General features: G+C 70.2%; 11 protein-coding genes. 3 read left to right on the top strand and 8 right to left on the bottom strand.

The window, feature by feature from the left end; genetic code table 11:
• Positions 1–214: 214 nt before the first annotated feature.
• The 3 genes from ACIP79_RS10175 to ACIP79_RS10165 all read right to left on the bottom strand — a co-directional run bounded on the left by ACIP79_RS10175 (position 215) and on the right by ACIP79_RS10165 (position 4,325).
• Complete coding sequence (locus ACIP79_RS10175; RefSeq protein WP_401221724.1) at positions 215–907, bottom strand: DUF402 domain-containing protein; 693 nt, start codon at positions 905–907, stop codon at positions 215–217.
• Between the two features lie 115 nt (positions 908–1,022).
• Positions 1,023–2,408: a class II fumarate hydratase gene (locus tag ACIP79_RS10170; RefSeq protein ID WP_401221722.1), complete on the bottom strand. Its 1,386-nt coding sequence runs from the start codon at positions 2,406–2,408 to the stop codon at positions 1,023–1,025.
• Between the two features lie 252 nt (positions 2,409–2,660).
• Positions 2,661–4,325: a fumarate hydratase gene (locus tag ACIP79_RS10165; RefSeq protein WP_401221720.1), complete on the bottom strand. Its 1,665-nt coding sequence runs from the start codon at positions 4,323–4,325 to the stop codon at positions 2,661–2,663.
• Positions 4,326–4,480: 155 nt separating this feature from the next.
• Here ACIP79_RS10165 and ACIP79_RS10160 point away from each other — a divergent pair, with 155 nt between their 5' ends.
• Together ACIP79_RS10160 and ACIP79_RS10155 are read left to right on the top strand one after the other, a co-directional pair.
• Positions 4,481–5,197, top strand: coding sequence for a DUF1707 domain-containing protein (locus tag ACIP79_RS10160; protein WP_401221718.1), 717 nt, complete (start codon positions 4,481–4,483; stop codon positions 5,195–5,197).
• A 209-nt stretch (positions 5,198–5,406) separates the two neighbouring features.
• Complete coding sequence (locus ACIP79_RS10155; RefSeq protein WP_383680220.1) at positions 5,407–5,784, top strand: WhiB family transcriptional regulator; 378 nt, start codon at positions 5,407–5,409, stop codon at positions 5,782–5,784.
• Between the two features lie 102 nt (positions 5,785–5,886).
• Here ACIP79_RS10155 and glpX read toward each other — a convergent pair whose 3' ends face one another.
• Positions 5,887–6,918, bottom strand: coding sequence for a class II fructose-bisphosphatase (glpX, locus tag ACIP79_RS10150; RefSeq protein ID WP_401221716.1), 1,032 nt, complete (start codon positions 6,916–6,918; stop codon positions 5,887–5,889).
• 126 nt (positions 6,919–7,044) lie between these two features.
• On the opposite strand from glpX, the gene ACIP79_RS10145 reads away from it, so the two are divergent.
• Positions 7,045–7,563 (top strand): DUF4245 domain-containing protein, encoded by a 519-nt coding sequence (locus ACIP79_RS10145; RefSeq protein WP_383680224.1) that lies wholly within the window; start codon positions 7,045–7,047, stop codon positions 7,561–7,563.
• Between the two features lie 86 nt (positions 7,564–7,649).
• On the opposite strand, the gene ACIP79_RS10140 is transcribed toward ACIP79_RS10145, so the two are convergent.
• The 4 genes from ACIP79_RS10140 to ACIP79_RS10125 form a co-directional block, all read right to left on the bottom strand.
• Positions 7,650–8,240, bottom strand: coding sequence for a malonic semialdehyde reductase (locus tag ACIP79_RS10140; protein ID WP_401221714.1), 591 nt, complete (start codon positions 8,238–8,240; stop codon positions 7,650–7,652).
• Positions 8,241–8,479: 239 nt separating this feature from the next.
• Positions 8,480–8,725, bottom strand: coding sequence for an exodeoxyribonuclease VII small subunit (locus ACIP79_RS10135; protein WP_401221713.1), 246 nt, complete (start codon positions 8,723–8,725; stop codon positions 8,480–8,482).
• A 9-nt stretch (positions 8,726–8,734) separates the two neighbouring features.
• Positions 8,735–9,943, bottom strand: coding sequence for an exodeoxyribonuclease VII large subunit (gene xseA / locus ACIP79_RS10130; RefSeq protein WP_401221711.1), 1,209 nt, complete (start codon positions 9,941–9,943; stop codon positions 8,735–8,737).
• A 121-nt stretch (positions 9,944–10,064) separates the two neighbouring features.
• Complete coding sequence (locus ACIP79_RS10125) at positions 10,065–11,465, bottom strand: APC family permease (RefSeq protein WP_401221709.1); 1,401 nt, start codon at positions 11,463–11,465, stop codon at positions 10,065–10,067.
• Between the last annotated feature and the right edge of the window lie 66 nt (positions 11,466–11,531).

Raw genomic sequence — 11,531 nt, 5'->3', positions numbered from 1 at the left:
GCGCCGCCGGTCGTCGGCCCGAAAGCGGCTGTGGCGTCCGGCCGGTGCGGCTGTCCGCACGCCGTACCGCCGTGGCCCTCGTACCCCTCGCTCACGTCCTGCCGCCCCTCGGTGACATATGGTCAAGCCCGCCCCGTACTGCGGGAGTTGTTCCTGCCGTGCGCCCTTGCGGAAGACGATCCTACGGTTGTACCACGGGGGCGTAACAAGGGTCTCACGAGGACACATGCGCGGGCGTACGGTCCCAGTCATCGGGCAGGGCGGGAACCGGCCATGCCGGATCGGGGCGCCAGTGCTGCCAGCCGTCGCGGAACGGCGGGCCCCAGGCGCTGATCACCTCGACCGCCGCCCGCCCCGCTTCCCTTACCCTGCCCGCGAGTTGGGCGTCCATCAGACCGGCCCGCTGGGCCTGCGCGAACTCGTCCTCGTCCAGCCAGTGCCAACTCCGGTCCGGGTGTACGGAGATGTCCAGGAAGTGATCCTCCGAGTCGACGCCGCCCTCCCAACGGGCCAGCGGTTCCTCAAGGTTCACGTACCAGTTCTTGAAACGCCAGCCCGGCTCCCAGAACAGCCACACCGACCAGGGGTCGCCGGGCCGCGCCAGCTTGAGCACTCCGGTGCCCCACCAGTGGTCGCGCTGCACGGTGCGCGGCTTGGTGTAGCGGGATTCGAGCGGTTCTCCGTGCACGGGGGTGCCGTCGGCGAGCACCGGCTTCACGCACTCGGTGCCCGGCGCCATCCACACCGCGAGCAGTTCCCGGTCGTCCCGTACGACGGTCACCGGGCGGCAGATGTGGAAGCCGGCGCCGGCATTCTCCCGGTACCGCCACAGGATCTGACTCCCAGGGGCCCAGCGCGCCGTCGATCCGCCCGCTTCCACTTCTCTCACCGCTCCACCGTCCGTCATGACCAGATATTAGGTGCCCAGGGCATACGACGCTGCGGCACACGTCATGGTTCTCCACACCCGACACATGACGTTACGGAGGTGTCATCAGGCGTTTCTCCCAGGGTGAGGCGCGTTACGGACGCGTCATCCGCAGGACATCCAGGGCCTCGTCCAACTGCTCGACCGTCAGATCGCCCCGCTCCACGTACCCGGACTCCAGGACGACCTCACGGATCGTCTTCCGCTCCGCCAGCGACTTCTTGGCGACCTTGGCGGCCTCCTCGTACCCGATGTACTTGTTCAGCGGCGTGACGACGGAGGGCGAGGACTCGGCGTACTCCCGGGCCCGTTCGCGGTGCGCGACGATGCCGTCGACGGTCCGGTCGGCGAGCAGCCGGGAGACGGACGCGAGCAGCCGCACGGACTCCAGCACGTTCTTGCCGATGACCGGCAGCATGACGTTGAGCTCGAAGTTTCCGGCCGCGCCCGCGGTGGCGACGGTCGCGTCGTTGCCGATGACCTGTGCGGCGACCATCAGTACGGCCTCGGGGATGACCGGATTCACCTTGCCGGGCATGATCGAGGAGCCCGGCTGGAGGTCCGGCAGGCTGATCTCGGCGAGTCCGGTGCGCGGTCCCGAGGCCATCCACCGCAGGTCGTTCGCGATCTTGGTCAGACCGACGGCGATCGTCCTGAGCTGTCCGCTGGTCTCCACGATCCCGTCGCGGGCGCCCTGCGCCTCGAAGTGGTCGCGCGCCTCGGTCAGCGGCAGCCCGGTGTCCCTGGCGACCTCCGCGATGACGGCGGCGGAGAATCCGGGCGGTGTGTTGATCCCGGTCCCCACGGCCGTCCCGCCCAGCGGCAGTTCGGCCAGCCGCGGCAGCGAGGCGTTGAGCCGCTCCACCCCGTACCGGATCTGCGCGGCGTACCCGCCGAACTCCTGCCCCAGCGTCACCGGCGTGGCGTCCATCAGGTGCGTACGCCCCGACTTCACGACGTCGGCGAACTCCTCGGACTTGCGGGTGAGCGAGGCCGCGAGGTGTTCGAGGGCCGGGATGAGGTCACGGGTCACGGAGGCGGTGGCGGCGATGTGGATGGAGGACGGGAACACGTCGTTGCTGGACTGCGACGCGTTCACGTGGTCGTTGGGGTGTACGTCCCGGCCGAGCCGCTCGGTGGCCAGCGTCGCGATGACCTCGTTCGCGTTCATGTTCGACGAGGTCCCCGAGCCCGTCTGGAACACGTCCACCGGGAACTCCGCGTCCCACCGCCCCTCGGCGACCTCGGCCGCCGCCGCCCGGATAGCCTCCGCGACGTCCGTCCCCACCACCCCCAGCTCGCCGTTCACCTTCGCGGCTGCGGCCTTGATGCGGGCGAGGGCCTCGATGTGCGCGCGTTCGAGGCGCTGGCCGGAGATCGGGAAGTTCTCCACCGCCCGTTGTGTCTGGGCCCGCCACTTGGCGTCGGCGGGGACGTGGACCTCGCCCATGGAGTCGTGCTCGATGCGGTAGTCGGTCATGACCGGTACAGCGTGGAGGGGGGTGAGGGTGTTCCCGGGTGGGGCTGATCGGACGAGCGTTTTTCGCCCCCTCCGCCCCTACCCGTCCCGTACTCGGGGGCTCCGCCCCCGAACCCCCGCTCCTCAAACGCCGGAGGGGCTATTTCTTAGCCTGTCCGGCGTTTGAGGACGAGCGCGAAGCGCGAAGCGGGGGTCTGGGGGCGGCAGCCCCCAGGAACGGGACGGGAAGGGGCGGAGGGGGCGAGAAAACCCCTAGCCCAGCCCCGGCCCCCGTACCGGAATGGAGGTGAACGTCGGCGCGGGCGCCGGGTCCTGGAAGAAGTCGTTGCCCTTGTCGTCGACGACGACGAACGCAGGGAAGTCCTCGACCTCGATCTTCCAGACCGCCTCCATACCGAGCTCCTCGTACTCGACGACCTCGACCTTCTTGATGCAGTCCTGCGCGAGCCGGGCCGCCGGTCCCCCGATGGACCCGAGATAGAACCCCCCGTGCGCCCCGCACGCCTGCGTGACCTGCGCAGACCGATTCCCCTTCGCCAGCATCACCTTGGACCCCCCCGCCGCCTGGAACTGCTCGACATAGGAGTCCATCCGCCCCGCGGTCGTCGGCCCGAAGGACCCGGACGCGTACCCCTCGGGCGTCTTCGCCGGCCCGGCGTAGTACACCGGGTGGTCCTTCAGGTACTGCGGCATCTCCTCACCCGCGTCCAACCGCTCCTTGATCTTGGCGTGCGCGATGTCACGCGCCACGACGAGCGGCCCGGAGAGCGAGAGCCGGGTCTTCACGGGGTACTTGGTGAGCTCGGCGAGGATGTCGTCCATCGGCTGGTTGAGGTCGATCTCGACCACGCCGGACTCGTCGAGGTGCTCGTCGGTCGTCTCCGGCAGGAACCGCGCCGGGTCGGTCTCCAACTGCTCAAGGAAGACACCCTCGGCGGTGATCTTCGCGACCGCCTGCCGGTCGGCGGAGCAGGACACCGCGATGGCGACGGGGCAGGACGCGCCGTGCCGGGGGAGGCGGACCACGCGTACGTCGTGGCAGAAGTACTTGCCCCCGAACTGCGCCCCGATCCCGATCCGCTGGGTCAGCTCGAAGACCTTCTGTTCGAGGTCCTTGTCCCGGAAGCCGTGCCCGAGCTCGGAACCCTCGGCCGGAATCTCGTCCAGGTAGTGCGCGGACGCGTACTTCGCGGTCTTCAGGGCGAACTCCGCGCTCGTACCCCCGACCACGATCGCCAGGTGGTACGGCGGGCACGCGGCCGTACCGAGCGAACGGATCTTCTCCTCCAGGAACTTCATCATGGAGGCCTCGTTCAGAACGGCCTTCGTCTCCTGGTACAGGAAGCTCTTGTTGGCCGAGCCGCCGCCCTTGGCCATGAACAGGAACTTGTAGGCGCCGCCGTCGGTCGCGTACAGCTCGATCTGGGCCGGGAGGTTCGAGCCCGTGTTCTTCTCGTCCCACATGGTGAGCGGGGCCATCTGCGAGTAGCGCAGGTTCAGGTTCAGGTACGCGTCGTAGATGCCGCGCGAGAGGGCCGCCTCGTCGGAGCCGCGCGTCAGGACGTTCTGCCCGCGCTTGCCCATGACGATGGCCGTGCCGGTGTCCTGGCACATGGGGAGGACGCCCGCGGCGGCGATGTTCGCGTTCTTCAGGAGGTCGAGCGCGACGAACTTGTCGTTGCCGGACGCCTCCGGGTCGTCGATGATGCGCCGCAGCTGCGCGAGGTGGGCGGGCCGCAGATAGTGCTGGATGTCGTGGATGGCCTCGGCGGCGAGCTGCCGCAGCGCCTCCGGCTCGACCGTGAGGAACGTCCGCCCGTCAGCCTCGAAGGTGGAGACACCCTCGGAGGTCACCAGCCGGTACGGCGTGGTGTCCTCTCCCTGGGGGAGCAGATCGGTGTACGCGAACTCAGGCATCTCGCCCATTCCTCACTCGACAGACAGCGGCGTGCCTCCATTGGCAGCGTCCACCAGCGTAGAACCTGCCTCGGACATCGAGCTTGTGAGGTAAGGCTCAGTTCGTCGTCCACACCCCCTAGTCGCGATCTATCGCGTTTGGGTACGCTGTGGCCGTGGACCTTCAGAAGCGCCCCGAGCCGACCGCCCCCGCCTCGGTGAAGCCGGCCGAGCTCCGTGCCTCCGACGCGGACCGTGACCGGATCACCGACATCCTGCGCGACGCCCTCGCCGAGGGCCGTCTCACCGCCGAGGAGCACTCCGAGCGCGTGGAAGGGGTGCTGGCGACCAAGACGGTGGGTGAGCTGGACCAGTTCGTGCGCGACCTGCCCGTCGCCCACGGCCCCCGTGCGACGCCCGCGTACTCGATCGCGCCCAACCGCCCCACGGCGGGCGCGATCCCGCTGGAGCCCGATGACAACGTGGTGGCCGTGTTCAGCGCCGCCGTCCGCAAGGGCCGCTGGCGCGCGGGCCGCCGTATCCACGCGTACGCGGTGTTCGGCAGCGTCGAGATAGACCTCAGCGAGGCGATCTTCGAGTATCCGCAGGTCGTGATCAGGGCGATCTCGGTCTTCGGCAGCGTGGACATCCGCGTCCCGGAGAACGTGTCGCTGCGTGGCAGCGGCGCCGGGGTGCTGGGCAGCTTCGAGGTGAAGACGCTCGACGGAGGTGACACCGGAGCGCCCGTGGTCTATGTCGACGGCCTCGCGGTGCTGGGAAGCGTCGAGGCGAAGCCCAAGCGAGGCAAGCTGATCGCGGACCTTTTCGACCGTGTCACGGACCGGGTGTCGGAGCGGCTGGACAAGGGTTTGCGCAAGCACCTGGACCGTTGACGCCTGTGAATCAGGCGGCGCCCGCCGCGAGTTGGTCCAGTCGCGGCGGACCGGCATTCGTGTGGCGGCGGTGGAGAATTCCAGGGCTTCGGAACACAGTGCATAGGCGCGCGCACAGCGGGTAGGCCTTGCTGCATCGTCCCCTGGAGGGTGCTGTGGACTTCCCCCGGCGCCCGGCACGCTCGCGAAGCCGTCGTCAGGAGTAGACCGTGCTGCAACCGCCGCATCAGTCCCTGCAGGTAGCCGCCGTTCAGGCCCAGCGGGCGCCAGTGCGGGACAGGGATCAGGAAGCCCCCTGGCACACGGAGGCCGTGTGCCGACGGGACGAGGCAGGCCTGTTCTTCGCGCCCTCCAAGGAACCGACCGCGGCCCGCCTCTCCCGTGAGGAGGCGGCGAAGCGCGTCTGCGCGCGCTGCCCGGTGATGGTCGAGTGCCGCGAACACGCGCTCCTGCAACCCGAACCGTACGGCGTGTGGGGCGGCCTCACCGCCGCCGAGCGCCGCGTCGTCCTCGCCCGACGCCGCCGCCGCGACGTCGAACTCAAGAAGGCCGCCCGCTCCACCGGGCCGATAGCGGCGGCCGGTTAGCCCGGAGCACACGCAGCCACCGGCCGGTCCTGAGCGCATGGAAATGGGGCGCCCCTCCGCACAAGGGGCGCCCCATTTCCCGTACATGACTGACGGCGGAGGCTACTTCCCCCGGTCGAAGTCGATCGCGCTGTACGCCCGCAACTTGCTCAGCCGGTGCTCCGACGTGATCTGCCGGACCGTGCCGGACTTGGAGCGCATGACGATCGACTCGGTCGTGGCGGTCTCGGCGCGATACCTGACCCCGCGCAGCAACTCGCCGTCGGTGATGCCGGTGGCGACGAAGAAGACGTTCTCGCCCGAGACCAGGTCGTCCGTGTAGAGGACGCGGTCGAGGTCGTGGCCGGCGTCGAGCGCCCGCGCCTTCTCCTCGTCGTCCTTGGGCCACAGCTTGCCCTGGATGGTGCCGCCCAGGCACTTCACGGCGCAGGCCGAGATGATGCCCTCGGGGGTGCCACCGATGCCGAGCAGCAGGTCGATGCCGGTGCCCTCGCGGAGGGCCAGGATCGAGCCCGCGACGTCGCCGTCGGAGATCAGCTTGATCCGGGCGCCGGTCTCGCGGATCTCCTTGATGATCCCGTCGTGCCTCGGCCGGTCGAGGATGACGACGGTGACGTCCTCGGGTGAGGATTTCTTCGCCTTGGCAACCCGGCGGATGTTCACCGAGACGGGGGCGTTGATGTCGACGAAGTCGGCGGCCTCCGGGCCGGTGACCAGCTTGTCCATGTAGAAGACCGCGGACGGGTCGAACATGGTGCCCCGGTCGGCCGCGGCGAGCACGGCGATCGCGTTGGTCATGCCCTTCGCGGTGAGGGTGGTCCCGTCGATCGGGTCGACGGCGATGTCGACCTCGGCGCCGGTCCCGTCACCGACGCGCTCTCCGTTGAAGAGCATCGGGGCCTCGTCCTTCTCGCCCTCACCGATGACGACGACGCCGTTCATCGAGACGGTGGAGACGAGGGTGCGCATGGCGCGCACCGCGGCACCGTCGGCGCCGAGCTTGTCACCGCGGCCGACCCAGCGGCCCGCGGCCATCGCGGCTGCTTCGGTGACCCGGACGAGTTCCAGGGCGAGATTTCGGTCGGGGGCCTCGGCGGGGACCTCGAGTTCGGACGGCAGATGATGCTCGGTCATCGAGACGCACCTTTCTGATACGACGACGGCCGGATGAGGGTATGGCCACGACTCTATCGCCAGGCTGACAAAATGAGCAGGGGACCCCACGGATGAGCAGGCCAGGGCACCTGCGACGATAGGCGCGTGGCAGGTACCAATGGCAGGCAGTCGATCCGGGGCATGGTGCTCTCCCTGGGCATCATCACGCTCGCGGCAGGGGTCATCTACCTCTTCATCCCGCACGACGACTCCGAACCCGAGCTCAAGCGCGTCGACTACCGCGTCGAGCTGCTCACGGCCCGGCGCGCGGCCAGCTATCCCGTGGCGGCGCCCGAAGGGCTGCCCACGGAGTGGAAGGCGACGTCGGTGCGGTACGACGGCTCGCAGTTCGACGCCTGGCACCTGGGCTACCACGACCCCGAGGGCCAGTACGTGGCCGTCGAGCAGTCCACCGAGAAGCCGGCCGCGTTCATCTCGGCGGCCAGTCAGGGCGCCAGGGAGACGAAGGCCACGCAGCGCATAGGCGACCGGACGTGGCAGCGGTACGAGGGCGAGCAGTACGACGCCCTGGTGCTCAAGGAGGACGGTGCCACGACGGTGGTGACCGGAACGGCCTCGTTCGGGCAGCTGACGAAGATGGCGCAGGCCCTGGAGACGACCTGAGCCGAGCCGCCGGGTGCGGACAGCACGTGAAGGAAGGGCCCCGGTGACCTCACCGGGGCCCTTCCTCGTGCCTGCCGACGGACGGCTCAGACGGTCGTGATGACCTGGTCGCTCTCCAGGCGCGGGTTGCGCGGGAACCACGCGTCCTCGCCCGGGCGGCCGATGTTGACGACCATCAGCGGGGTGTGGTCGTCGTCCAGGAACTCCTTCTGGACGCCGACGGAGTCGAAGCCGGTCATCGGGCCCGCGGCCAGGCCGGCGGCGCGCACGCCGATGATGAAGTACGCGGCCTGGAGGGCGGCGTTTAGGGCAGCAGACTGCTCGCGGGCCTCACGGGAGCCGCCGAACATGTCCTTGGCGCCGGGGAAGTGCGGGAAGAGCTGCGGCAGCTCCTCGTGGAACTCGTTGTCGGCGGCGAGGATCGCGACCAGCGGGGCGGTGGCCGTCTTGGGGCGGTTGCCCTCGGACATGAGGCCGACGAGGCGCTCGCGGGCCTCGGCGGAGCGGACCAGGGTGATCCGCAGCGGCGACTGGTTCATGGAGGTCGGGCCGTACTTGACCAGGTCGTAGATCGCCTGGACCTGCTCCTCGGTCACCGGCTCGTCGGTGAAGGTGTTCGCGGTGCGGGCCTCGCGGAACAGCAGGTCCTGTGCGGCGGAGTCAAGAACGAGAGACATGGTTGAACCTTCTCGGTACGTGCGTCGGATCCCGGGGGATCGGCTGACAACGACGACAGTAGACCTTTGATGTTCAAACTTCAACTAAATGCGGAGCGTCGTGGTCCGCATCACGGATCCCGGTGTCGTCACTTCGAGGGCGCGCCCTGCTCAAGAGGCGGACGGCGCACCTGACCCGGACTCGGCCTCCGCACTCCCGAGGGCGGCCCTACTCGGCCTCCGCACTCCGGAGGGCGGCTCTACTCGGACTCGGCGTCCGCCGAACCGTCCGCTCCCTCGCCGTCCTCCCCGGCCAGCGCCGCGTCCAGCCGCGCCCGCGCGCCCTCAAGCCAGCGCCGGCACACCTTCGCCAGTTCCTCGCCCCTCTCCCAGAGCGCGAGGGACTCCTCCAAGGTCGTACCGCCCGCCTCCAGCCTGCGTACGACCTCGATCAGCTCGTCCCGCGCCTGCTCGTACCCGAGCGCCTCGTCCACCTTGCTGGTCATGCGCCCACCCTATGCATCGACTCGGACGGAGAACTCACCCTCGGCGACCCGCGCGCGCAGCGGCTCGTCGGCCGTCACCTCGGCGGGGTCCCTGACCACATGGCCGTCGGCCCGCTGGAGCACGGCGTAACCCCGCTGGAGCGTCGCGGCGGGGGAGAGGGCCACCACGCGCGCGTGGGTGTGCGTCAGCTCCGAGACCGCCCGGTCCAGGAGATGCCCCAGCGTGCGCCGGCCGCGGTCGAGCATCGAGGCGACGTGGTCCGCCCGCTCGTCGATCATCCGGTGCGGATCCTCTATCGAGGGCCGGGCCAGCGCGTGCGCCAGGCCACGCTCCTCGCGGTCGATGAAGGCGTGCACGCTGCGCCGCGCCCGGTCCCGCAGCAGCCGCACCCGCTCGTATTCCTCGCCGACGTCCGGCACGACCTTCTTGGCGGCGTCGGTCGGCGTGGAGGCGCGCAGGTCGGCCACGTAGTCGAGGAGCGGGGTGTCGGGTTCGTGTCCGATGGCCGACACCACCGGCGTACGGCAGGCCGCGACCGTCCGTACCAACTGCTCGTCCGAGAACGGCAGCAAATCCTCCACACTGCCGCCGCCGCGCGCCACGATGATCACGTCCACGTCGTCCCGCGCGTCGAGGTCCTTCACGGCCTGCACGACCTGCGGCACGGCGTGCACGCCCTGGACGGGGACGTTGCGCACCTCGAAGCGGACCGCCGGCCAGCGGTGCCGCGCGTTCTCCAGCACGTCCCGCTCGGCCGCGGACGCCCGCCCGCACACCAGCCCGATGAGCTGCGGCAGGAACGGCAGGCCCTTCTTGCGCTCCGGCGCGAACAGGCCCTCGGCCGCCAGCGACTTCTTCAACTGCTCCAGGCGGGCGAGCAGTTCACCCACACCCACCGGCTTCATCTCGGTGGCCCGCAGCGACAACTGCCCCCGCGGCGCGTACCACTCGGGCTTCGCGAGTACGACCACGCGCGCGCCCTCCGTCACCACGTCGGCCACCGCGTCGAACACCTGGCGGTAGCACGTCACACTCACGGAGATGTCGTGCGACGGGTCGCGCAGCGTCAGGAAGACGACACCCGCCCCCGGGCGCCGCGACAACTGGGTGATCTGCCCCTCGACCCACACCGCGCCGAGCCGGTCGATCCATCCCCCGATGAGCCGCGACACCTCACCGACGGGCAGCGGGGCGTCCGCGGACGTGTTGAGAGCCATGTCGCGAGAGTAGCCGCCGGGTCGGACAACGCGGCCGCGCCTGCTGGCACGGCGGAGGCCGGCACCCTGAGCCCGGCCCCTCGCCCCCGACCCGCCGTGGACCGGCGGCAACCCCCGTCGGCTACCCGGCGTCCTCGCCGCCCCGGCCGCGCTGCGCCACCAGCACCACGAGCCCCACCGCCAGCCAGATCGCGCCGACCACCTGGGCCGTCCCCGAGGCCTCGAAGATCACGGCAACGGTGATCGCGGCGCCGACGACGGGGATCAGGACGTGCCGCCACCACACCACAGGACCGCCCCGCCGACGTACCGCGAACCAGCCCACCACGCTCGCGTGCAGCAGGGTGAAGGCGGTGAGCGCGCCGATGTTGACGACCGACACCAGACGGTCGAGTCCGTCGTCGCGCCGGGCCGCCCAGACCGCGGCGACCAGCGTGATGACCGCCGCGCACAGGAGAGCCGCCCGCGGTACGCCGGCGTCGGTCTTCGACAGCACCTTCGGCAGCCGCCGGCCACGGGCCATCGCGAACACGAGCCGGCCTGCCGCGGCCTGCCCGGCGAGCGCCGCGAACGCCGCTCCGATCGCCTTGCTCAGGGCCACCAGATCGTGCAGCCAGGTCCCCACGGAGACGTCCACGGCGTCGTAGAAGGCCGATCCCTGCAACCCCGGGTCCGCGGCGAGCCGCGCGGACGTCGTCGGCTCCAGGAGCGCCACCAGGTAGGTCTGTGCCACGAACAGCACACCCGCGAGCGCCAGACAGAACAGCACCGCCCTGGCCACCTTCTCCGAACCGCCCGTGACCTCCTCCGCGAAGGAGGCGATCGCGTCGAAGCCCAGATACGACAGGACGGCGATCGACACCGCCCCGATCACCGCCGACAGCGCGAACGCCCCCTGGGTGCCGTCGCCGGACAGCGGTGACAGCCAGCCGCGCTGTGCCCCGTCGCGCGCCAGTACGACGATCGCGGAGACGACGAAGACAAGGAGGACCACGATCTCCATCGCGAGCACCAGGAAACCGACCCGGGCGGCGGCCCGTACGCCCCACAGGTTCAGCAGGGTCGTGACGACCACGGCGAGCGCGGTCCACACCCACCGGGAGACCTCCGGGACCAGGGAGTTCATCGCGATCCCGGAGAAGAGGTACGCCACCGCCGGGATGAGCAGATAGTCCAGCATCGCCATCCACCCGGCGACGAACCCGGCCCCTTTTCCGAGCCCCACGCGCGCGTAGGCGAACACCGAGCCCGCCTGGGGGACCACACGGACCATCTGCGCGTAGCTGAAGGCGGTGAACGCCATCGCGACGGTGGCGACGACGTAGACCAGGGCGACGGCCCCGTGCGACTTCGCGTCGAGGGTTCCGAAGATGCCGACCGGCGCCATCGGGGCGATGAACAGCAGCCCGTAGACCACCAGGTCCCGGAAACCGAGACTGCGCCGCAGCCCCCGCTCCCCACCGGCACCACCGGCACCACCGGCGTCACCGGCCGCTCCGGCAGAGGTCTGCGTGTCGGACATCCGTGCCTCCCGAGAGTCGCGACTGGCCCCGCCCGTTCCCGCCCCCGACCAGTCTCCCCAAGGAGG

This window comes from Streptomyces sp. NPDC088747 (assembly GCF_044751025.1).
Taxonomy (GTDB): Bacteria; Actinomycetota; Actinomycetes; order Streptomycetales; family Streptomycetaceae; genus Streptomyces.
Note: the sequence above shows the minus strand (reverse complement) of the source record. Positions and strands in the feature narration are given on the sequence as shown.